This window comes from Yersinia alsatica (assembly GCF_025133195.1).
Classification (GTDB): Bacteria; Pseudomonadota; Gammaproteobacteria; order Enterobacterales; family Enterobacteriaceae; genus Yersinia; species Yersinia alsatica.
On sequence record NZ_CP104006.1, the window covers coordinates 4491822 to 4515535 of the forward strand.

Sequence of the window (23714 nt, forward strand, 5' to 3'; positions counted from 1 at the left end):
AAGGTGCCCAACTCGCCTGGATGACTATCGCGCTATCATTAGCGACTTTCATGCAGGTGCTGGACTCCACCATTGCTAACGTGGCTATTCCGACCATTGCCGGTGATCTGGGTTCGTCCAACTCACAGGGCACATGGGTTATCACCTCGTTTGGTGTGGCTAATGCGATCTCCATCCCTATCACCGGCTGGCTGGCAAAACGTGTCGGTGAAGTTCGATTATTTCTGTGGGCAATAGGTTTATTTGCGCTGGCCTCATGGCTGTGCGGCATTTCAAACAGCCTGGGGATGCTTATCTTCTTCCGGGTGATTCAAGGGCTGGTTGCCGGGCCATTGATTCCATTGTCACAAAGCTTGCTACTGAATAACTACCCCCCGGCGAAGCGAAGTATGGCCCTGGCATTGTGGTCGATGACAATTGTTGTCGCCCCAATCTTTGGGCCGATCCTCGGCGGTTATATCAGTGACAACTATCACTGGGGCTGGATCTTCTTTATCAACATCCCGATTGGGATAGTGGTTATTTTAATTGCGGGCAGCACCCTGAAAGGGCGAGAGACTAAAACTGAGATCAGGCCAATTGATACGGTGGGATTAGTATTATTGGTCGTCGGTATCGGTGCCTTGCAAATCATGCTCGACCAAGGTAAGGAGCTGGATTGGTTTAACTCGACCGAGATTATCGTCCTGACGGTAGTTGCCGTGATTGCCATTACCTTCCTGATAGTGTGGGAGCTAACCGACGACCATCCGGTGATCGATTTGTCATTATTCAAATCGAGAAACTTTACCATTGGTTGTTTGTGTATCAGCCTGGCCTATATGTTGTACTTTGGCGCGATTGTTTTGCTGCCTCAGCTACTTCAGGAGGTCTATGGCTATACCGCCACTTGGGCCGGTTTGGCATCAGCGCCAGTGGGGATCTTACCGGTATTGCTGTCACCGATAATTGGTCGCTTCTCTCATCGAATCGATATGCGGCAGTTAGTCACATTCAGCTTCATTATGTATGCGGTTTGTTTCTACTGGCGGGCATATACATTCGAACCGGGAATGGATTTTGGTGCTTCGGCGTGGCCACAGTTTGTGCAAGGCTTTGCGATTGCCTGCTTCTTTATGCCACTGACCGCAATTACCTTATCCGGCTTACCGCCGGAGCGCATGGCCGCAGCATCCAGTTTATCTAACTTCCTGCGAACATTGGCCGGTTCGATTGGTACCTCAATCACCACCACGCTGTGGACGCAAAGAGAGTCTATGCACCATTCGCAACTGACGGAGTTTGTTAATCCGTTCAATCCGAATGCGACACAGATGTATCAGGATTTGGAAAAATTGGGGCTGAATCAGCAACAGGCTTCGGCTTATCTGGCGCGGGAAATTACCAATCAGGGGCTGATAATCTCGGCTAATGAAATCTTCTGGCTCTCGGCGGGTGTCTTCCTGCTGCTGCTGGCGTTAGTCTGGTTTGCTAAACCTCCGTTTACGTCCGGTGGCGGAGGCGGTGGCGCGCACTAAACCAATCAAGATTTAACATAAAAAAACGGGCGCTGACTAATCATCAGCGCCCGTTTTTTATACTGAGCATACCCAAAGTCATTGGCGTTGCAGGTAGGCAGCAAGTAAATGTATCCCGATGAGCATACTCAAGTATGTGATTCGGGTGCATGAACGCAGCTAACTCCCCCGCAACATCAAGAACGCAGGGACATACCCAAAGTCATTGGCGTTGCAGGTAGGCAGCAAGTAAATGTATCCCGATGAGCATACTCAAGTATGTGATTCGGGTGCATGAACGCAGCTAACAACCCTGCAACGTCAAGGACGCAGGGTATTATTGGGCGCTATTTTGACGCCACCATTCTGACAGCAAAATCCCCGTCGCCACCGACACGTTCAGACTTTCAACTCGCCCGGTACCGCCGATAGACACACTCATATCACCCTGCTGCCAAGCACTGTCGGTCAGACCATCACTCTCTTGACCTAATACCAGCACCATTTTGGCTGGCAGTTCAGCTTTCGCCAGACTGACACCTTTATGGCTTGAAGTGGTGACGATGGTGTAACCCGCTTTACGGAAGGTATCCAGCACAGAGAGGAAATCATCAGCATTGATTGCCTTGATATGCTCTGCACCGCCTTCTGCTGTACGTACTGCAGCACCTGACTCCAGCATCGCCGGGTCTTGCAACAACACGCCGTTAATACCAAAGTGTGCACAGGTACGCATGATGCCACCCAGATTATGTGGGTTACCCACATCTTCCAGCGCCAATACACAATCTTTCGCCTGAGTCTGCTGTTGCAGATAGGTTTCCGCATCCAAACCCTGACGTTTTTTAATCAGGAAACACACGCCACCGTGGTGCTCTGTGCCGGATGCTTTCGCCAGCTCATCTTCTTCAACCACATGGTAAGCCTTGCGGTTAGCCGCCATCCATTTCAGCGCTTCGCGGAAACGGGGAGTCACTGACTGCACAAACCAGGCGCGCACGATAGCATCAGGGCGGCTTTCAAACAGCGCTTTACAGGCATTCTCGCCATAAACACGCGTTTCTTCAGCCCGCTGACGGCGCAATTGTGCCGGGTCCACATGGCTTTTACCGCTGATACCGCCGTGATCAAACTCTGGCTCTTCAGATGGCGCACGAGACACGGTTTTCCACGGTGAATCGTAAGGGCCACTGCTGTCAGAACGAGCCGGACGGCTAGGACGATCGCGTTCATTACGGCCGGAATCGTTACGACGTGAGTCATTATTACGCGGTGAACTGCCTCGACCAGCATTATCACCCGGACGACCTTTACCTGCTGGACGTTGCTTGTTACTACGGTTATTGCTGTTACGGTCGTCGCTGCTTTCGTCACTGCGGACGTACATCACTTTAACTTTGCCGTTCTTGCCACTAAATGAATCGTTCATTGTCTTCTCCACCAACGCGCAGGGCGCGAAGATTACCTGATGTCTGCTCGGTTAGCCATAAGCAAGCGCTAAAAGCTACCAACTATCGTATTCATCGAATAAACCTTTTTGGCACTGACCTCATTTATACTCATAATAGATAACAACAACGAAACAATTCAGCTCACTTTGACTGTTTGGTTTCTCTTATCTAATGAGATACAAAATAAAGGCTAATTTATGAATACGGTATGTACAGCTTGTATGGCGACTAATCGCCTGCCGGAAGAACGTATTGATGACGGCGCTAAATGTGGGCGCTGTGGCCACTCTTTATTTGATGGCGAAGTCATTAACGCCACCGCCGAAACGCTGGATAAACTGCTGCAAGATGACCTGCCCGTCGTCATCGATTTCTGGGCGCCTTGGTGTGGCCCTTGCCGCAGCTTCGCCCCCATCTTTACCGATGTTGCCGCTGAGCGCGCAGGGAAAGTCCGCTTCGTCAAAATCAATACTGAAGCAGAACCGGCACTTAGCACCCGTTTCCGCATCCGCAGCATTCCCACCATTATGCTGTATCGTAACGGCAAAATGGTCGACATGCTCAGCGGGGCAGTACCAAAGGCACCTTTTGACCATTGGTTAGATGAGCAATTAGCCCTAGAGCCTGCGGCCCGCTAAGCTAGTTTACTTCATTTATTGCTCATTTGGCGGTATTCCCCCGCCAAATTAGACTGACGCCCCGGCAGCTTGCTGTCTGGGGCGTTACTTTATCTATAATTCAGGCTATAGGTTCATTAGAATAACGCTATTTCTTCAGGAGCCGAGACATTGAGCAACGAGCAGCTATTGCCGGTAAATATAACGACGGAAAATGCGGTATTGCGCCTGCGTCGCCAGCGGCTAGCACTATCCACTCGCCCTTATCGCGCCCGAGGCTGTCGCGCTATTCGCTGCCAGGGTTGTCTGCTGACTGAGCGCTTTTGTTTGTGCGACACCATCAAGCCTCAACCCGCTAGTAGCCGCTTTTGTCTGGTGATGTTCGACACCGAACCCCTCAAGCCCAGCAATACCGGCCGCCTGATTGCCGATATTTTGCCAGACACCCAAGCCTTTCTCTGGGCGCGAACTGAAATTGATCCTGAGTTATTAGCCGCGATTCGTGACCCTCAGCGCCAACCTTATGTGGTATTCCCGGAAAAATACGCTGCACCTGAGCGGCAGGTTCTCAATCAATTACCCGTCAGCGATAAACCGCCATTATTCATTCTGCTGGACGGAACCTGGAATGAGGCCAAAAAAATGTTCCGCAAAAGCCCGTACCTTGCCGGTTTACCTGTACTGTCGCTGAATGTCAGTAATACCTCAGATTATTTGCTGCGTGAATCACCACGTCCGGAACAACACTGTACTGTCGAGGTGGCCGCGGCTCTACTTCAGCAGGCGGGCGATATTCAAGCGGCTGATGGGTTAACCGCGCATTTCCACTATTTTCGCCAACAATATTTAGCCGGAAAACCTCATCATCCAGTGGGCCGAGTCACAGCAAGTCTCGAAGATATCGCATAAAATTAGGCAAGCTGCCCTTAACTTATACCCGATAGATTTCAGGGTGCAGGAAGGCGGCAAAGGAGAGAGCCCCGATAAGCTTACATCAGTAAGTAATTCGGGTAAGCGAGAGCAGCCAACACTTCTGCAACGTGAAAGATGACGGGGATAAATATGAGCCAACGTGGATTAGAAGCACTACTACGCCCGAAGTCTATCGCGGTTATCGGCGCTTCTGAAAAACCTGAGCGTGCTGGCTTCCTGATGATGCGTAATTTGCTTGATGGCGGGTTCAACGGCCCTATTTTGCCGGTAACGCCCACTCATAAAGCCGTTTGTGGCGTGCTGGCTTATGCGAATATTGCCAGCCTACCCATCACGCCGGACTTAGCCATCCTCTGCACTCATGACAGCCGCAATCTTACCCTACTGGAAGATTTGGGCACGTGTGGCTGCAAAGCGGTGATTGTTCTGTCGGCGGCAACCGAGCAATTCTCAGAGCTGAAAGCCTGTGCGCAGCGCCATCATATGCGCCTGCTTGGCCCTAACAGCTTGGGCTTGCTGGCTCCGTGGCAAGGGTTGAATGCCAGTTTCTCCCCGGTTCCAATCAAAAAAGGCCGGCTGGCGTTTATCTCCCAGTCTGCAGCCGTGGCAAATACCATTCTGGATTGGGCGCAACAGCGGGAAGTTGGCTTCTCTTACTTTATTGCGCTGGGTGACAGTCTGGATATTGATGTCGATGACTTACTCGACTTCTTAGCCCGAGACGGCAAAACCAGCGCCATCATGTTGTATATCGAACATATCAGCGATGCTCGCCGCTTCTTATCTGCCTCGCGTAGTGCCTCACGCAATAAACCTATTCTGGTGGTTAAAAGTGGCCGCAGCCAGCGCGCCCAGCAGTTGCTGAATGGTCAGCAAGGGCTAGATGCCGCCTATGATGCCGCTATTCAGCGCGCCGGCTTGCTGCGAGTTCAAGATACTCACGAACTGTTCTCTGCGGTCGAAACACTCAGTCATATGCACCCATTGCGTGGCGAGCGGCTGTTGATTGTCAGTAATGGTGCTGCCCCAGCGGCGATGGCATTGGATGAACTGATTAGCCGTAATGGCAAGCTGGCAACCTTGTCGGACACGACTCAATCCGCGCTGAGTGCCGCACTGCCGCCTTTTGTTTCCTTACGTAACCCAATAGACCTACGGGATGATGCGACTGCTGAGCGCTACCTGGCGGCAGTTAAACCACTATTGGACAGTACCGATTATGACGCGCTACTACTGATTCACTCGCCAAGCGCCGCAGCACCGGGCAGTAAAACGGCGGAATTACTGATTGAGGCTATCCGTCAGCATCCACGCGGCAAGCGCATCACGTTGCTGACGAACTGGTGCGGCGAGTATTCATCACAAGATGCTCGCCGTTTGTTTACCGAAGCGGGCATCCCGACCTACCGCACACCGGAAGGGGCGATTACCGCGTTTATGCACATGGTGGAATATCGTCGCAACCAAAAGCAACTGAAAGAGACTCCCGCACTGCCTGTTGGCCTCACGGCAAATACGGCCCATGTGCATCAGTTAATCCGTCAGGCGCTGGCAGAAGGAACAACCCAGCTCGATACCCATGAAGTGCAGCCGATTCTCGAAGCTTATGGCCTTCGTATGCTGCCGACCTGGATTGCCAGTGATAGTGTCGAAGCGGTACATATTGCAGAGCGCCTCGGTTATCCGGTCGCCATCAAATTGCGCTCGCCTGACATCCCGCACAAATCAGAAGTGCAGGGGGTGATGCTGTATCTGCGCACCGCGATTGAAGTACAGCGGGCTGCTGACGATATCCTAGATCGGGTCAAGCGGACTTACCCGCAAGCCCGCATTCACGGTTTACTGGTGCAAAGCATGGCAAACCGCGCTGGGGCACAGGAGCTGCGGATTGCTGTCGAGCAAGATGCTATTTTTGGCCCGCTGATCATGTTGGGAGAAGGCGGCATAGAGTGGCACCATGAAACCCAAGCCGCCGTCGCATTGCCGCCATTGAATATGGCGCTGGCTCGCTACCTGATTATACAGGCAGTGAAAGGCGGGAAAATTCGCAGCCGCGGCTCACTCCAACCTTTGGATATCCCGGGGCTAAGTCACTTGTTGGTGCAGGTCTCCAATCTTATCCTTGATTGCCCTGAAATCTCGCGCTTAGATATTCACCCGGTGCTTGCTTCGGGCAGTGAGTTCACATTGCTGGATGTCTCGATGCAACTGGCGCCCGTTACTGGCGATCCGCAAGCTCGGCTGGCTATTCGCCCCTACCCTCACGAACTTGAGCAAGAAGTGCTGCTTAAAGATGGCTCGCATTGTTTGTTCCGCCCAATCTTGCCGGAAGATGAACCGCTGCTGAAATTGTTTATTGATCAAGTCACTAAAGAAGATCTCTACTATCGCTACTTTAGTGAAATCAATGAATTCAGCCACGATGATTTGGCGAATATGACGCAGATTGACTATGATCGGGAAATGGCATTTGTTGCTGTGCGCCAAAATGAAACAGGCCCAGAAATCATTGGAGTCACGCGTGCGTTATCTGATCCTGACAATATTGACGCAGAATTTGCGGTATTGGTGCGCTCGGACCTTAAAGGGTTAGGATTAGGCCGAGAATTACTCGAAAAGATGATTCAATATACCCGCAGCCACGGGCTAACACGGCTTACTGCGGTCACCATGCCCAATAACCGCGGCATGATAGGTTTGGCGAAGAAACTCGGTTTTAGTATTGATGTACAGATGGAGGATGGAATCGTTAATTTGGAGCTGACACTTTAATTTCAATTACATGAATCAAAGTGATATAGGCCACATAGATTAGCGATTCGGTCTGCGGCAGGCAAAACTTGCGCACAATCCGGAAAAGTAGTGGTATTATCGCCCGACTCTATGGATTAGTGTTTTTTTGGATATGGCGGTTTTGCCATCAAATAACAAGAGAAGAAGCGCACTGTGATGTTGTCAAAATTCAAACGTAGCAAACATCAACAACACCTTGCACAACTGCCCAAACTCCCCCAGCCAGTTGATGATGTCCAAACGCTTTATTGCCCCAAGGTTTTCCGCTCAACACTGCTGGAATTAATAGGCCAGGCGACCAAACGTATTTATCTGGTGGCGCTTTACCTTGAGCAGGATGATGCAGGCCGTGACGTGATGAACGCCCTCTATCAGGCAAAGCTTCTGAACCCTGAACTGGAAATTTGTGTGCTAGTCGACTGGCATCGTGCCCAGCGTGGCCGCATCGGAGCCGCAGCAGTCAACACCAACGCTGATTGGTATTGTGAGATGGCAAACAAGCATCCGGATGTCTGTGTTCCGATTTACGGTGTTCCGGTTAATACCCGTGAAGCCCTTGGTGTGTTGCATCTAAAAGGTTTTATTATTGATGACACCGTGATTTACAGTGGTGCCAGCATCAATGATGTCTATCTCCATCAAAACGATAAGTATCGTTATGATCGCTACCAATTGATCACGAATCCATCATTAGCCAATATTATGATTGATTACTTGAAGCAGCGGGTACTCAGTGCAGGAGCGGTTCAGCGCCTTGATCGTACCGATCGGCCAACCAACCCTGAGATCAAAAACGAAACTCGGCAGTTTCGCTCATCACTGCGTGATATCGGTTATCAATTTCCAGCACAAGCTAGCAATGATGAATTGGCTGTTACCCCACTCGTCGGGCTAGGCAAAAAGAGCCAACTGAATAAAACTATTCATCATTTGATGGCTTCCGCTGATGAGCGCCTCACGATTTGTACACCCTACTTTAATCTGCCTGCGCTATTAGTGCGTAATATCATTTATCTACTACGCGAAGGTAAACAGGTCGAGATTATTGTTGGCGACAAAACAGCAAACGACTTTTATATTCCCGAAGATCAGCCATTTAAGATTATCGGTGCATTGCCTTACTTATACGAAATCAACTTGCGCCGCTTTCTCAGCCGCTTGCAGCGCTTTGTTGATAGTGGGCAACTTATTGTTCGCTTATGGAAAGATGGCGATAACACCTACCATCTGAAAGGAATGTGGGTCGATAATAATTGGCAATTGATCACCGGTAATAACCTGAATCCACGGGCATGGCGTCTGGATCTGGAAAATGCCATTTTGATCCACGACCCTAAACATGAGATGCATGAGCAGCGAGCAAAAGAGCTCGAGTGTATCCGCACCCATACTAAAGTAGTTTCGCACTACCTTGAGCTGGAGAATATTCAGCAATATCCGGTCAAGGTACGCAAACTGATCCGTCGTCTACGTAGAATTCGTATCGACCGACTCATTAGCCGTATTCTGTAAATCTAAAATATAAAAACCCGGTTCTATGCCGGGTTTTTTGTCTCTAGCCAGAGGAGAGAGAGCATGCGGTGCTCACCTTATCTTCGCCCTTTAATTATTGCCCCGCTCCTTTTTATCAGTACTGCATGTACCCATATGGCCAATGACAGTTGGACAGGGAAAGACAAAGCACAACATTTCTTTGCTTCTGCCGCTTTAGCCGCCGCAGGTACAGCTTATGGCGAGCATCAAAATTGGTCAGATGCGAAAAGTCGTAATTTTGGTTTACTGTTCTCGATAGGTATAGGTGCGGGTAAAGAGTTATATGATAGCCGGCAAGGTGGTACGGGCTGGAGCTGGAAAGATTTTGCCTGGGATGTCGCCGGCGCAGTGACTGGTTATAGCCTCTATCAAGCGGTTAACTAATGCAAAATCAGCTAAATAACTGCATATGCAATTCATCTTTCGTTAAGTTATCACCAAATTACAGACATAAAAAAAGCCCTCTGCGCAGCAGAAGGCTTTCTCTAGTATCCCAAATCCCACATAGCAAAAACCCCACGCTTTTGGCATGGGGTCTCGGCTTGATTTGATGTCTGGCAGTGTATGAATGGCTTTCCTGCCATTCGCCCTTCGGGCCGTTGCAAGCAACGTTAAAAATCGTTCCCGACGATTTTTTCCTACTGTATTCGTCTCATCTTCAGGATGAGCCTCACCCCGTTGGGGCCAGCGCAAGCGCTGTTCAAACTGCCTGCGCAGTTTGTCGCATGCATGCTCGAGCCGCACACCACACAAATGAGATAAACAAAAAAGGCCACCCGTTAGGGTAGCCTCTTTTGTTTATTTGATGCCTGGCAGTGTCCTACTCTCGCATGGGGAGACCCCACACTACCATCGGCGCTACGGCGTTTCACTTCTGAGTTCGGCATGGGTTCAGGTGGTCCCACCGCGCTATGGCCGCCAGGCAAATTCTGTTTTAATCAACCCGCTACACTATAACTCCCATGCAGCCAGCCAATTCAATCTGTAAACGTCGCTGAAAATTAAAATATACTCTCAAATAACCAAAACACCTTCGGTGTTGTAAGGTTAAGCCTCACGGATCATTAGTACTGGTTAGCTCAATGCATCGCTGCACTTACACACCCAGCCTATCAACGTCATAGTCTTTAACGTTCCTTCAGGGGGCTTAAAGCCCCAGGGAAGACTCATCTCGAGGCAAGTTTCCCGCTTAGATGCTTTCAGCGGTTATCTCTTCCGAATTTAGCTACCGGGCAATGCCATTGGCATGACAACCCGAACACCAGTGATTCGTCCACTCCGGTCCTCTCGTACTAGGAGCAGCCCCTCTCAATCTTCCAACGCCCACGGCAGATAGGGACCGAACTGTCTCACGACGTTCTAAACCCAGCTCGCGTACCACTTTAAATGGCGAACAGCCATACCCTTGGGACCTACTTCAGCCCCAGGATGTGATGAGCCGACATCGAGGTGCCAAACACCGCCGTCGATATGAACTCTTGGGCGGTATCAGCCTGTTATCCCCGGAGTACCTTTTATCCGTTGAGCGATGGCCCTTCCATTCAGAACCACCGGATCACTAAGACCTACTTTCGTACCTGCTCGAGCCGTCACTCTCGCAGTCAAGCTAGCTTATGCCTTTGCACTAACCTCACGATGTCCGACCGTGATTAGCTAACCTTCGTGCTCCTCCGTTACTCTTTGGGAGGAGACCGCCCCAGTCAAACTACCCACCAGACACTGTCCTCACCCCGGATTACGGGGCCGAGTTAGAACATCAAACATTAAAGGGTGGTATTTCAAGGTTGGCTCCACGCAGACTGGCGTCCACGCTTCGATGCCTCCCACCTATCCTACACATCAAGGCTCAATGTTCAGTGTCAAGCTATAGTAAAGGTTCACGGGGTCTTTCCGTCTTGCCGCGGGTACACTGCATCTTCACAGCGAGTTCAATTTCACTGAGTCTCGGGTGGAGACAGCCTGGCCATCATTACGCCATTCGTGCAGGTCGGAACTTACCCGACAAGGAATTTCGCTACCTTAGGACCGTTATAGTTACGGCCGCCGTTTACTGGGGCTTCGATCAAGAGCTTCGCCTTGCGGCTGACCCCATCAATTAACCTTCCAGCACCGGGCAGGCGTCACACCGTATACGTCCACTTTCGTGTTTGCACAGTGCTGTGTTTTTATTAAACAGTTGCAGCCAGCTGGTATCTGCGACTGGCTTCGGCTACGAGAGCAAGTCTCTTTACCTAATGCCAGCGTGCCTTCTCCCGAAGTTACGGCACCATTTTGCCTAGTTCCTTCACCCGAGTTCTCTCAAGCGCCTGAGTATTCTCTACCTGACCACCTGTGTCGGTTTGGGGTACGATTCAATGTTACCTGATGCTTAGAGGCTTTTCCTGGAAGCTTGGCATCAACTACTTCTGCACCGTAGTGCATCGTCATCACACCTCAGCGTTGATAAGCAACCGGATTTACCAGGTCACTCCGCCTACATGCTTAAACCGGGACAACCGTCGCCCGGCTAGCCTAGCCTTCTCCGTCCCCCCTTCGCAGTAACACCGAGTACAGGAATATTAACCTGTTTCCCATCGACTACGCTTTTCAGCCTCGCCTTAGGGGTCGACTCACCCTGCCCCGATTAACGTTGGACAGGAACCCTTGGTCTTCCGGCGTGCGGGCTTTTCACCCGCATTATCGTTACTTATGTCAGCATTCGCACTTCTGATACCTCCAGCAGACCTCACAGTCCACCTTCAACGGCTTACAGAACGCTCCCCTACCCAACAACACCTAAGTGTCGCTGCCGCAGCTTCGGTGCATGGTTTAGCCCCGTTACATCTTCCGCGCAGGCCGACTCGACCAGTGAGCTATTACGCTTTCTTTAAATGATGGCTGCTTCTAAGCCAACATCCTGGCTGTCTATGCCTTCCCACATCGTTTCCCACTTAACCATGACTTTGGGACCTTAGCTGGCGGTCTGGGTTGTTTCCCTCTTCACGACGGACGTTAGCACCCGCCGTGTGTCTCCCGTGATAACATTCTTCGGTATTCGGAGTTTGCATCGGTTTGGTAAGTCGGGATGACCCCCTAGCCGAAACAGTGCTCTACCCCCGAAGATGAGTTCACGAGGCGCTACCTAAATAGCTTTCGGGGAGAACCAGCTATCTCCCGGTTTGATTGGCCTTTCACCCCCAGCCACAAGTCATCCGCTAATTTTTCAACATTAGTCGGTTCGGTCCTCCAGTTAGTGTTACCCAACCTTCAACCTGCCCATGGCTAGATCACCGGGTTTCGGGTCTATACCTTGCAACTAGACGCCCAGTTAAGACTCGGTTTCCCTACGGCTCCCCTATTCGGTTAACCTTGCTACAAAATATAAGTCGCTGACCCATTATACAAAAGGTACGCAGTCACACCACGAAGGTGCTCCCACTGCTTGTACGTACACGGTTTCAGGTTCTATTTCACTCCCCTCGCCGGGGTTCTTTTCGCCTTTCCCTCACGGTACTGGTTCACTATCGGTCAGTCAGGAGTATTTAGCCTTGGAGGATGGTCCCCCCATATTCAGACAGGATGTCACGTGTCCCGCCCTACTCATCGAGTTCACAGCAAGTGTATTTTTGTGTACGGGACTATCACCCTGTACCGTGCGACTTTCCAGACGCTTCCACTAACACACAAACTGATTCAGACTCTGGGCTCCTCCCCGTTCGCTCGCCGCTACTGGGGGAATCTCGGTTGATTTCTTTTCCTCGGGGTACTTAGATGTTTCAGTTCCCCCGGTTCGCCTTGCATGGCTATGTATTCACCATGCAATAGTGCAACGAATTGCACTGGGTTTCCCCATTCGGGTATCGTCGGTTGTAACGCTTCATATCAGCTTACCGACGCTTTTCGCAGATTAGCACGCCCTTCATCGCCTCTGACTGCCTAGGCATCCACCGTGTACGCTTAGTCGCTTAACCTCACAACCCGAAGGTGTCTTTCGACAACTTGCGTTGTGATTATTTGAGAGACTCTAATACAGGTTACTCGTTATCTCAGTACATCTACGGAGAGATAAGTTTCAGCTGTATTGTTTCAATTTTCAGCTTGTTCCAGATTGTTAAAGAGCAATATCTTAAACACGACTTGTTAAAGTCATCTTTAAGATACTTTGTGGTTCATTAAGAACCGGTGATAATGTCTTTCACACATTATCGGAGTGGCGTCCCCAAGGGGATTCGAACCCCTGTTACAGCCGTGAAAGGGCAGTGTCCTAGGCCTCTAGACGATGGGGACACAAAAATTGCTACTGAATCACTGATTCAGTATTTTTGTGTAAAGGTGAGAATGTGGTGACACATTCGAACGACTGATGCAGTAAAAACCCGATACCGAGGTTTTATCGCACAATCATCACCCTCATCAACAGGTGCTCTTGCTCGTTTACATTCATCAGACAATCTGTGTGGACACTGCGCAATGCGTATCGTTAGGTAAGGAGGTGATCCAACCGCAGGTTCCCCTACGGTTACCTTGTTACGACTTCACCCCAGTCATGAATCACAAAGTGGTAAGCGCCCTCCCGAAGGTTAAGCTACCTACTTCTTTTGCAACCCACTCCCATGGTGTGACGGGCGGTGTGTACAAGGCCCGGGAACGTATTCACCGTAGCATTCTGATCTACGATTACTAGCGATTCCGACTTCATGGAGTCGAGTTGCAGACTCCAATCCGGACTACGACAGACTTTATGTGGTCCGCTTGCTCTCGCGAGTTCGCTTCACTTTGTATCTGCCATTGTAGCACGTGTGTAGCCCTACTCGTAAGGGCCATGATGACTTGACGTCATCCCCACCTTCCTCCGGTTTATCACCGGCAGTCTCCTTTGAGTTCCCACCATGACGTGCTGGCAACAAAGGATAAGGGTTGCGCTCGTTGCGGGACTTAACCCAACATTTCACAACACGAGCTGACGACAGCCATGCAGCACCTGTCTCACAGTTCCCGAAGGCACCTAAGCATCTCTGCTAAGTTCTGTGGATGTCAAGAGTAGGTAAGGTTCTTCGCGTTGCATCGAATTAAACCACATGCTCCACCGCTTGTGCGGGCCCCCGTCAATTCATTTGAGTTTTAACCTTGCGGCCGTACTCCCCAGGCGGTCGACTTAACGCGTTAGCTCCGGAAGCCACGCCTCAAGGGCACAACCTCCAAGTCGACATCGTTTACAGCGTGGACTACCAGGGTATCTAATCCTGTTTGCTCCCCACGCTTTCGCACCTGAGCGTCAGTCTTTGTCCAGGGGGCCGCCTTCGCCACCGGTATTCCTCCAGATCTCTACGCATTTCACCGCTACACCTGGAATTCTACCCCCCTCTACAAGACTCTAGCTTGCCAGTTTCAAATGCAGTTCCCACGTTAAGCGCGGGGATTTCACATCTGACTTAACAAACCGCCTGCGTGCGCTTTACGCCCAGTAATTCCGATTAACGCTTGCACCCTCCGTATTACCGCGGCTGCTGGCACGGAGTTAGCCGGTGCTTCTTCTGCGAGTAACGTCAATGATTGAGCGTATTAAACTCAACCCCTTCCTCCTCGCTGAAAGTGCTTTACAACCCGAAGGCCTTCTTCACACACGCGGCATGGCTGCATCAGGCTTGCGCCCATTGTGCAATATTCCCCACTGCTGCCTCCCGTAGGAGTCTGGACCGTGTCTCAGTTCCAGTGTGGCTGGTCATCCTCTCAGACCAGCTAGGGATCGTCGCCTAGGTGAGCCATTACCCCACCTACTAGCTAATCCCATCTGGGCACATCCGATGGCGTGAGGCCCGAAGGTCCCCCACTTTGCTCTTGCGAGGTCATGCGGTATTAGCTACCGTTTCCAGTAGTTATCCCCCTCCATCAGGCAGTTTCCCAGACATTACTCACCCGTCCGCCGCTCGCCGGCAAAGTAGCAAGCTACTTTCCGCTGCCGCTCGACTTGCATGTGTTAGGCCTGCCGCCAGCGTTCAATCTGAGCCATGATCAAACTCTTCAATTTAAGATTTGTTTGATTTGCTGCTAATAAAAGCAGCGATGCTCAAAGATTACTTTCTGCAAATATGCATTCGAACCGAAGTTCAAATGTGTACTGCTTTGGTCACTCTTCAAGACTTTGATATTTCTTCTGCCTGCCGAAACAGGCTTCGATATCGTCTTGCGAGTGCCCACACAGATTGTCTGATAAATTGTTAAAGAGCAGTGCGTTAGCAACCCGTGGTTGGTAACGCGAGGTGCGCATATTACGCTTTCCTCATTCAGAGTCAACTACTAATTTCGTTGAATTTCTCTGTTCTCTTTGCCGGTCACTTAACTACTTGATTCGTTGTGTGCCGTCTCGATGGATGCGCATTATAGGGAGTTCTGAGCTGCCCGCAACCGCTAATTTCAATTAAAATGACTGTTTGCTGCATTCCACAGCAAAACCCCACCTTATACCCTGTTGTACACAAACTTATCCACAGATTGAATCTGAACTCAAAATTGACGAGCATCGCGCAATCGTTTTCGCTACAATTCCCCGCGTCGAAAAGAGTCACCTTGTTGGCAAAGTTTGGGACGTTATCTGAATCTGTTCTTCTCTTTATAGCGCTATATAGATAGAAGAGATCCACATAACGCTCTATTGATCGATTGCGAAGAATAATTGCGACTCCAAAGCCAAGGGATAAAACCATGCAACAACGCCGCCCAATCCGCCGTGCTCTACTCAGTGTCTCTGATAAAGCCGGGATCATCGAATTCGCCACTGCACTTTCACAACGTGGTATCGAGTTACTTTCCACTGGCGGGACCGCCCGTCTGCTTGCTGAGGCTGGTCTGCCAGTCACCGAAGTTTCGGACTACACCGGTTTCCCAGAAATGATGGACGGACGCGTTAAGACTTTGCATCCCAAAGTGCATGGCGGCATTCTCGGTCGTCGTGGTCAAGATGATGGCATCATGGCCCAACATGACATTCAGCCGATTGATATTGTGGTTGTGAACTTATATCCATTCGCCCAGACGGTAGCCCGCCCTGATTGCTCACTAGAAGATGCGGTAGAGAATATCGATATCGGCGGCCCAACCATGGTGCGCTCAGCGGCTAAGAACCACAAAGATGTCGCCATTGTCGTCAAGAGCAGCGACTACCAGGCTATTATTGCTGAGCTCGATGAGAATGAGGGTTCACTGACTTATCCAACCCGTTTCGACCTGGCGATTAAAGCTTTCGAACACACTGCCGCCTACGACAGCATGATTGCCAACTACTTTGGCGCGCTGGTTCCTCCTTATTATGGCGACACTGAGCAACCTTCTGGCCGCTTCCCTCGGACTCTGAATCTTAACTATATAAAGAAACAAGATATGCGCTACGGTGAGAACAGCCACCAGCATGCCGCCTTCTATATAGAAGAAGATATTAAAGAAGCCTCCGTTGCAACTGCGCAGCAATTGCAAGGTAAGGCCCTCTCTTATAACAACATCGCCGATACCGATGCCGCACTGGAGTGTGTGAAAGAGTTCAGTGAACCCGCTTGTGTGATTGTCAAACATGCCAACCCATGTGGCGTTGCTATCGCTGACTCTCTGCTGGCTGCTTACGATAAAGCTTATAAAACTGACCCGACATCAGCTTTCGGCGGCATTATCGCCTTTAACCGTGAACTCGATGCCGAAACTGCGAGCGCCATTATCAGCCGCCAATTCGTCGAAGTCATTATTGCGCCAGCAGTTAGCACTGAAGCTTTGGCGCTGTTAGCCGCTAAACAGAATGTTCGCGTTCTGACTTGTGGTCAGTGGCAAGAACGTACCGCCGCGCTGGACTTCAAACGCGTCAATGGTGGTTTGTTGGTGCAAGATCGCGATTTAGGTATGGTAACTGCCGCGGATCTGCGCGTGGTATCCAAACGCCAACCCACCGAGCAAGAGCTGCGTGATGCGCTGTTCTGCTGGAAAGTCGCCAAGTTCGTTAAATCTAACGCGATTGTTTATGCGCGCGACAATATGACGATTGGTATAGGCGCAGGCCAAATGAGCCGCGTGTATTCAGCCAAGATAGCTGGCATCAAAGCGGCAGATGAAGGTTTGGAAGTGGCGGGTTCCGCCATGGCCTCTGATGCTTTCTTCCCGTTCCGTGACGGTATTGATGCCGCAGCAGCCGTGGGTATCACCTGCGTAATCCAGCCTGGTGGCTCAATCCGTGATGACGAAGTTATTGCTGCCGCTGATGAACACGGTATTGCCATGATCTTCACCGACATGCGCCATTTCCGTCATTAATTAAACCTCTTATCTAAGTGGGGTATGCGCTCTGGTGCATAACCCACGGAGTCATCCGAATGAATATTTTGATTATTGGCAATGGCGGGCGCGAGCATGCGCTGGGCTGGAAAGCTGCACAGTCACCTTTGGCGGATAAAATTTATGTCGCGCCAGGTAATGCGGGGACGGCACTGGAGCCTAGGCTAGAAAATGTAGATATCGCCGCTACCGATATCGCGGGTTTGCTGGCTTTTGCTCAGAAGAATGACATTGGCCTGACTATCGTCGGCCCGGAAGCTCCGCTGGTGATTGGTGTCGTTGATGCTTTCCGCGCTGCTGGCCTGACTATCTTTGGCCCAACGCAAGCCGCCGCTCAGTTGGAAGGGTCGAAAGCTTTCACCAAAGACTTCCTGGCTCGCCACCATATCCCAACCGCGTTTTACCAAAACTTCACCGAAGTTGAACCGGCTTTAGCCTATGTTCGCCAGATTGGCGCTCCCATCGTAATTAAAGCGGATGGACTAGCTGCAGGTAAAGGTGTGATTGTCGCCATGACATTAGCAGAGGCAGAAACTGCCGTTCATGACATGCTGGCAGGCAATGCATTTGGTGATGCAGGCCACCGTATTGTGGTGGAAGAATTCCTTGATGGCGAAGAAGCCAGCTTTATCGTGATGGTTGACGGTGAAAACGTGTTGCCGATGGCCACCAGCCAAGACCATAAGCGAGTGGGTGATGGCGATACCGGGCCGAATACTGGCGGCATGGGCGCTTATTCTCCAGCGCCGGTGGTCACTGATGAAGTCCATCAACGCGTCATGGACCAAGTTATCTGGCCAACCGTGCGCGGCATGGCGGCGGAAGGCAATGTTTATACTGGCTTCCTCTATGCGGGTTTGATGATTTCGGCCGATGGGCAACCAAAAGTTATCGAATTCAACTGTCGTTTTGGTGATCCTGAAACCCAGCCCATCATGCTGCGGATGCGTTCAGACTTAGTTGAGCTCTGTCTCGCCGGTGCTCAAGGCAAACTGAATGAGAAAACCTCTGAGTGGGACGAGCGCCCATCACTGGGTGTTGTGTTGGCCGCAGGCGGTTATCCGGCGGATTACCGTCAGGGTGATGTCATTCACGGGCTGCCACAGCAAGAAACCGCTGATGGGAAAGTGTTCCATGCCGGAACCAAGCTAGATAGCCAGAATAATGTTGTGACCAGCGGGGGTCGCGTGTTGTGTGTCACGGCGCTCGGTGCCACCGTCGCTCAAGCACAGCAACATGCCTATCAACTTGCTGAGAATATTCAGTGGGAAGGTGCTTTCTGCCGTAAAGATATTGGCTATCGGGCAATTGCGCGCGGCAAATAACTCGCAATAAAGCTCATGGTCATCACTTTCAAAGGGGCAGTTCACTGTGCCCCTTTATCTTACAAGCTCCCCGCGGTAGGTTCCCAACGGCAGAAGTCCTGATTGGCAACCAACAGTAATTGCTGGCCTTCTGGTGAATCCAACCACGCGATACCCAAAGGTTGGGTGCTATTCTCGCCTCGTTTACTCAGCCATGCTTGTGACTTTTCATCCAGACTCAAACGTAACTTCTTCCCGGCACAGGTCGTCACCACGCCGTCCTGCCAACGCCCTTGAATTAACCTAACGTTTCCGGCGCGCAGCACGCTGCTCAGCTCCAAGGTCCGCTTGGCGTCCAATTGATAAACCGCAATATTATCCGCAGAGAGTTGCTCACGCCGCGTCGCTAGCTGACGCTGCATAAAACTGACCTGACCTTGCTCATCAAAACGCAATTCGACACTTTGTGGCTCACGGCCCAAATCATTGCGCCGGATTTCCCGTAACAGGCCATTTTGATATTCGTAGAAGGTAACGCGGGTATTATCCCCAGAGTAGGGGCTGTAGACGCTCATCAGCACTTGTGGCTGCTGTTGTGCATTATCCTGACGCCATAAACGAACAACACCATTATCGGCGATATATCCGCTGGCACTAAATTGAGGGGTGCCTGACTGGCTGCTACAGGCGCTGAGACCAAAGGCTAAACCGAGGGTCATCAGCACCCGCTGCATAAACAAAAGGGGTTTTGCCACCCCCCCGTTTATTATTTTCACTGACACACTATTATTTAACAGAGTCTTTCAGTGCTTTACCAGCAACAAACGCTGGCACATTAGCTGCAGCAATTTTGATTTCTTTACCGGTTTGTGGGTTGCGGCCAGTGCGCTCATTACGATGGTTTACTTTAAAAGTACCGAAACCAACCAATTGTACTGGATCACCGTCTTTCAGAGATTCGGTAATTGCAGCCAGTGTGGACTCCAAAGCTGCTTTAGCTTGTACTTTGGAAAGGTCCGCTTTGTCCGCGATTACGTCAATCAGTTGAGTCTTATTCATAAGTTATCCTTACAGTGTGTTTATCGTTTGCAAAGCATCGAGTGCGACGGATATGCCGATTGACAGCACTCTCCTGCATACACGCACCGATAGCCACTTTTTTTCGCCCCCCAAATGTAGAACAGACAGGGGGCAGATGTGAAGCCTTAAGACGTGACAAATCAGGCGTTAAATCACGTTTTCTTGCCTTATTGCGTTAAATTTATGCCAATGTTGCTAACAGCCGCTTCCCGCAGGTCAGATCGTAACCCTTTGATCAGATCTAGGTCGCGCTCTTCGCAGTCAGCTAACAGGCGGAAAATCTCCCATTGGATATCCCATTCTTCTTCAATCGCGGGCAAGATTTTCAGTTCTTCATCGGTCATTTCTTTACCGGCCAACGTCATTTCCAGCATTGCAACTGTGCGGATTGACGTTTCGCTGATAGCGATAGCATGTTCTAGAGTTTCGCCACTCAAACGCGAATGAATAGCTTCACTTAATGCAATACAAGCATCGATAGCAGGGTAAACACCGTAGATAGCATAGTCATCAGCGGAAGGAATTGCCTCTTCCAATTTCTCTAACTGGCTATCAAAATTGACCTTAGCGTCTTTTACCACCAATGTTTCCCAGATAAGATCCAGAATACGTCGGTAAACCGCCGGATCACCGAACTCGGTCTCCAGACAAAATTGCTGATAGTTGGGATACATCCGCTCGCACAGGCAAGCCATGAAAGTCAGATGTTGCCAGCTTTCCAGCTTTTCGAGACGTAGATGAATCGGATTACGTATCATGATGAGTTCTCATTATTCATTATCTGCGCGGCAGTGTACCCGAAATTAAATCATATCCCTATGCTTGCCAAGCAAATCAGGATTTTTCCATATCCAACGCTGAAATTGCGGACGGTTTGATGCGATAGCATCCGCCCAACGTGTCGGCTCTGGCAAGCGGTAACCGGCCATACAATGCTGCACCCATTCCAGCGCACTGTTCACACTCACCCGATGACCGGGCGAAATAAACAATGGATTACAGCGGGCTTTACTGCGCCATACCCAGCCAAGTTGCTCATCGCCATCCACCAGCGGCTGTAGTGCTCCATTATCACTGCCCAATGGCTGGAAATGCCCACACAGACGGCTTTTGGCTACACCAATGGTAGGGACATCGACTAACAAACCAAAATGGCTGGCAACCCCTAAACGGCGGGGATGCGCGATACCCTGCCCATCGACAAAAACCAAATCAGGCCGTTGCTGTAACTGCCGCCAGGCGGCTAATAATGCAGGATATTCACGAAAAGAAAGTAAACCGGGGATATACGGCAGTGAAGTTGCTACTCGAGCAATCTGATACTCCACTAGCTCGAGCGAAGGGTAGCGTAAGACTGCGATAGCAGCACGGGTAACCTCCCCTTGCTGCTCAAAGCCAACATCAGCCCCAGCAATAAAGCGCACCGAGCTGCTAGCAATATCATCTTGAAGACGCACTTCAGATGCCCGTTGCCGTTGTTCTGCCCGTAGCGCTTGAGTATCAACCATCAGTCTAGTCGCTCGCTAACTTATTGATGATACGGTTTGGATAAACGATGCACCGCATTAACAAAAGCACCTGCATGTTCTGGTGGGACATCCTGATGAATGCCGTGCCCCAGATTAAAGACATGCCCTTCTCCCCGACCAAAACCGGCCAGAATAGTGTTAACTTCCTGCTCAATACGCGCAGGTGGAGCATAAAGGATGGAAGGGTCCATATTCCCTTGCAGAGCAACTTTGTCGCCCACGCGGCGACGTGCATCAGCGATATCTGTGGTCCAATCCAGCCCCAAAGCATCACAACCGGTAGCCGCCATTGCTTCCAGCCATTGCCCACCGCCTTTGGTGAACAAGGTCACCGGCACCCGCCGCCCGTCGTTTTCGCGGATCAGGCCATCGACGATTTTATGCATGTAATTCAATGAAAATTCAGCATAATCACGCCCTGTCAGCACCCCACCCCACGTATCAAAGATCATCACGGATTGCGCGCCCGCTTTAATTTGAGCATTGAGGTACAAAATGACACTGTCGGCCAGTTTATCCAGCAACAGGTGCAATGTTTGCGGCTCGGCATACATCATTTTCTTCAGCTTAGTGAAAGCTTTACTGCTCCCGCCCTCGACCATATAGGTCGCTAATGTCCACGGGCTGCCAGAGAAACCAATCAATGGCACGGCTCCTGCCAGCTCACGGCGAATGGTTCTTACCGCGTTCATGACATAGCCCAACTCCTGCTCAGGGTCAGGAATTGGCAGTTTTTCGACATCGGCACGGCAGGTAATAGGAGATTGGAAACGAGGACCTTCACCGGTTTCAAAATAGAGCCCCAATCCCATAGCATCAGGAATGGTCAGAATGTCGGAAAACAGAATCGCCGCATCGAGCGGATAACGACGCAATGGTTGCATCGTCACTTCACAGGCCAATTCAGCATTTTTGCACAGTGACATAAAATCCCCGGCAACAGCGCGAGTGGCTTTATATTCTGGCAAGTAGCGGCCTGCCTGGCGCATCATCCACACCGGGGTAACATCTACCGGCTGGCGTAATAAAGCACGCAGATAGCGATCGTTTTTCAACTCATTCATGTGGGGCTCCCTTAGTTATCTGCCGCTATTGTAGCATGCCAGCTTTAGCTGTCCTGCTCGCTGCGACACAATGCCACGGTATCTTCAATCAACCGGCGTGCCACGGTGCCTGGTGGCGGCAATAATGGCAATTGATCATAACGATACCAACCGGCATTCAGCAGCTCCTTAGGATCATGGCGCAGCTCGCCGTGGTCATAATCCGCCATAAACGCCATCATCAGCGAATGCGGGAACGGCCAAGGTTGTGAGGTCACATAACGCAGATTCTTAATGTGGATATTACTTTCTTCCAAAACTTCACGAGAGGCGGCCTGTTCCAACGTTTCGCCGACCTCGACAAACCCAGCCAGCACGGTATTAATACCGCCACGATGACGAACATGCTGCGCCAATAAAATTTCATCACCACGGCGAATGGCAACAATGACGCAAGGCGCGATTTGCGGATAGTAGCGTTCACGGCAGTGATTACATAAGCAAGCCCACTCGGTACGACTGGCATGCATTTGATGACCGCAATAACCACAATAGCGATGAGAGCGATAAAACTCCGCTAATTGCACCCCTCGCCCTGCTAATTGGAATAAACCGCGATCCACATCCAGCAATTGCCGCACTGAGCCCATATCGGTAGACATCTGTTGGCGAATAAGCCAAACAGCCTGGCCTTGCCATTCACCAATCTGTCTGGCGGTTGCGCCCTGTAATGACCAATTGGCGGCATTACCTTGCGGCAACTCCCCTTTTGGTAACCATAATTTGTTTTCATGACTGACAATCCACCAGCCACTTTCTTTACCTGTAAGTTGTAGTTCCATATCGTTGTTGCACAACCTCGACTTCACTGGCAATCTAGAATCTGGCTTGTTACATTTCCGTAACCCATATTGACGTATTCTTACTCATGGAGTCGCTCATGCTCAACCGACTGGAAAGCCTGACTCAACGCGTTGGCGGCAGTAATGAATTAATTGATCAATGGCTTCATGCACGTAAAGAACTTTTAGTCTCGTATTGCGCAGTGATCGGTATTAAGCCGCAAAAAGAAAAGCATACCCCGCTTAATGAAAAAGCGCTGGAGAACTTTTGCCATAATCTGGTGGATTATCTCTCCTCAGGACATTTTCATATCTACGATAGAATTATCAAACAGGTAGAAGGTGCATCCAGCCCGAAAATGGCGCTGACGACCAAAGTTTATCCTGCCTTAAAAAATAACACTCAAACTATCATGGCATTCCATGATCGCTATACAAACATTGAGATAGACCAAGATAGTTGCACCGAGTTTCAACAGGCTTTATCCGATATCGGCGAAGCACTCGATGCCCGTTTCAGGCTAGAAGATCAATTAATTCAGTGGGCTGCCGAGTCATGGCAAGCCGCTCAGCCGATTGACCTGCAAACAAAAGCAAATTGATATCAGTGATGCGTAATAAGCCAATTATTCTGGTGGGGTTGTAGTTTTAAGATAACCTCATATACTCAAGGCTCTTGTCGGAGTGCCTAGCACCTGCTTTCTTAGGGAAGCAAACGCAGGCTGAGACCGTTAATTCGGGATCCGCGGAACCTGATCGGGTTAATACCCGCGAAGGGAACAAGAGTAATTTATCGCTACA

The 23714-nt window shown here is 50.5% G+C and carries 17 protein-coding genes, 1 tRNA gene, 3 rRNA genes and 1 riboswitch; of the genes, 9 read left to right on the top strand and 12 right to left on the bottom strand.

Going from position 1 to position 23714, the window contains the following annotated elements; all coding sequences use genetic code 11:
• The first annotated feature begins 20 nt into the window (after positions 1 to 20).
• Positions 21 to 1517, top strand: a complete 1497-nt coding sequence (gene emrB, locus N0H69_RS20310; protein ID WP_230676775.1) for a multidrug efflux MFS transporter permease subunit EmrB — start codon at positions 21 to 23, stop codon at positions 1515 to 1517.
• 316 nt (positions 1518 to 1833) lie between these two features.
• On the opposite strand, the gene N0H69_RS20315 is transcribed toward emrB, so the two are convergent.
• Complete coding sequence (locus tag N0H69_RS20315; protein ID WP_050110100.1) at positions 1834 to 2925, bottom strand: tRNA/rRNA methyltransferase; 1092 nt, start codon at positions 2923 to 2925, stop codon at positions 1834 to 1836.
• A 219-nt stretch (positions 2926 to 3144) separates the two neighbouring features.
• Between N0H69_RS20315 and trxC the strand changes: the two genes are divergently transcribed.
• The 5 genes from trxC (at position 3145) to N0H69_RS20340 (ending at position 9207) form a co-directional block, all read left to right on the top strand.
• Positions 3145 to 3585 (top strand): thioredoxin TrxC, encoded by a 441-nt coding sequence (gene trxC / locus N0H69_RS20320; RefSeq protein ID WP_050133671.1) that lies wholly within the window; start codon positions 3145 to 3147, stop codon positions 3583 to 3585.
• Positions 3586 to 3735: 150 nt separating this feature from the next.
• Positions 3736 to 4473: a tRNA-uridine aminocarboxypropyltransferase gene (locus N0H69_RS20325; protein ID WP_172665494.1), complete on the top strand. Its 738-nt coding sequence runs from the start codon at positions 3736 to 3738 to the stop codon at positions 4471 to 4473.
• Between the two features lie 153 nt (positions 4474 to 4626).
• Positions 4627 to 7269, top strand: coding sequence for a bifunctional acetate--CoA ligase family protein/GNAT family N-acetyltransferase (locus N0H69_RS20330; protein ID WP_050152571.1), 2643 nt, complete (start codon positions 4627 to 4629; stop codon positions 7267 to 7269).
• A 180-nt stretch (positions 7270 to 7449) separates the two neighbouring features.
• Positions 7450 to 8802, top strand: a complete 1353-nt coding sequence (gene pssA / locus N0H69_RS20335; protein ID WP_375541947.1) for a CDP-diacylglycerol--serine O-phosphatidyltransferase — start codon at positions 7450 to 7452, stop codon at positions 8800 to 8802.
• A gap of 63 nt (positions 8803 to 8865) precedes the next feature.
• On the top strand, positions 8866 to 9207 hold the full coding sequence (locus N0H69_RS20340; RefSeq protein WP_050152574.1) for a YfiM family lipoprotein: 342 nt from the start codon (positions 8866 to 8868) through the stop codon (positions 9205 to 9207).
• 423 nt (positions 9208 to 9630) lie between these two features.
• Here N0H69_RS20340 and rrf read toward each other — a convergent pair.
• The 5 genes from rrf to N0H69_RS20365 all read right to left on the bottom strand — a co-directional run bounded on the left by rrf (position 9631) and on the right by N0H69_RS20365 (position 15070).
• Positions 9631 to 9746 (bottom strand): 5S ribosomal RNA (gene rrf / locus N0H69_RS20345).
• Positions 9747 to 9866: 120 nt separating this feature from the next.
• A 23S ribosomal RNA gene (locus tag N0H69_RS20350) occupies positions 9867 to 12773 on the bottom strand.
• Between the two features lie 240 nt (positions 12774 to 13013).
• Positions 13014 to 13089: transfer RNA gene (locus N0H69_RS20355), tRNA-Glu, on the bottom strand.
• 198 nt (positions 13090 to 13287) lie between these two features.
• Positions 13288 to 14830: ribosomal RNA gene (locus N0H69_RS20360) — 16S ribosomal RNA — on the bottom strand.
• Together the 16S, 23S and 5S rRNA genes with 1 tRNA gene alongside form the textbook arrangement of a ribosomal RNA operon.
• Before the next feature lie 99 nt (positions 14831 to 14929).
• Positions 14930 to 15070: a hypothetical protein gene (locus tag N0H69_RS20365; protein ID WP_162928760.1), complete on the bottom strand. Its 141-nt coding sequence runs from the start codon at positions 15068 to 15070 to the stop codon at positions 14930 to 14932.
• Between the two features lie 434 nt (positions 15071 to 15504).
• On the opposite strand from N0H69_RS20365, the gene purH reads away from it, so the two are divergent.
• Together purH and purD are read left to right on the top strand one after the other, a co-directional pair.
• Positions 15505 to 17094: a bifunctional phosphoribosylaminoimidazolecarboxamide formyltransferase/IMP cyclohydrolase gene (gene purH, locus N0H69_RS20370; protein WP_050152504.1), complete on the top strand. Its 1590-nt coding sequence runs from the start codon at positions 15505 to 15507 to the stop codon at positions 17092 to 17094.
• A gap of 59 nt (positions 17095 to 17153) precedes the next feature.
• Positions 17154 to 18440: a phosphoribosylamine--glycine ligase gene (gene purD, locus N0H69_RS20375; RefSeq protein WP_050111006.1), complete on the top strand. Its 1287-nt coding sequence runs from the start codon at positions 17154 to 17156 to the stop codon at positions 18438 to 18440.
• 59 nt (positions 18441 to 18499) lie between these two features.
• On the opposite strand, the gene N0H69_RS20380 is transcribed toward purD, so the two are convergent.
• The 6 genes from N0H69_RS20380 to nudC all read right to left on the bottom strand — a co-directional run bounded on the left by N0H69_RS20380 (position 18500) and on the right by nudC (position 22913).
• A complete protein-coding gene (locus tag N0H69_RS20380) occupies positions 18500 to 19153 on the bottom strand; it encodes a DUF1481 domain-containing protein (RefSeq protein WP_050136540.1) in 654 nt (217 codons plus the stop codon).
• A 52-nt stretch (positions 19154 to 19205) separates the two neighbouring features.
• Entirely contained in the window at positions 19206 to 19478 is a 273-nt protein-coding gene (gene hupA, locus N0H69_RS20385) for a nucleoid-associated protein HU-alpha (protein ID WP_050111008.1), read from the bottom strand.
• Positions 19479 to 19666: 188 nt separating this feature from the next.
• The gene (locus N0H69_RS20390) at positions 19667 to 20257 is read right to left on the bottom strand and encodes a YjaG family protein (protein ID WP_005166074.1); all 591 of its coding nucleotides are present in this window, start codon (positions 20255 to 20257) and stop codon (positions 19667 to 19669) included.
• A gap of 45 nt (positions 20258 to 20302) precedes the next feature.
• Positions 20303 to 21007: a deoxyribonuclease V gene (gene nfi / locus N0H69_RS20395; RefSeq protein WP_050124085.1), complete on the bottom strand. Its 705-nt coding sequence runs from the start codon at positions 21005 to 21007 to the stop codon at positions 20303 to 20305.
• A gap of 20 nt (positions 21008 to 21027) precedes the next feature.
• Entirely contained in the window at positions 21028 to 22092 is a 1065-nt protein-coding gene (gene hemE / locus N0H69_RS20400; protein ID WP_050124086.1) for a uroporphyrinogen decarboxylase, read from the bottom strand.
• Positions 22093 to 22136: 44 nt separating this feature from the next.
• Positions 22137 to 22913 carry an NAD(+) diphosphatase gene (gene nudC, locus N0H69_RS20405; RefSeq protein ID WP_050111011.1) on the bottom strand — a complete coding sequence of 259 codons (777 nt, stop codon included), beginning with the start codon at positions 22911 to 22913 and terminating at the stop codon, positions 22137 to 22139.
• A 98-nt stretch (positions 22914 to 23011) separates the two neighbouring features.
• Between nudC and N0H69_RS20410 the strand changes: the two genes are divergently transcribed.
• Positions 23012 to 23515 (top strand): Rsd/AlgQ family anti-sigma factor, encoded by a 504-nt coding sequence (locus N0H69_RS20410; protein ID WP_050152505.1) that lies wholly within the window; start codon positions 23012 to 23014, stop codon positions 23513 to 23515.
• Between the two features lie 68 nt (positions 23516 to 23583).
• Positions 23584 to 23709: riboswitch (TPP riboswitch) on the top strand.
• The last annotated feature ends 5 nt before the right edge of the window (positions 23710 to 23714 follow it).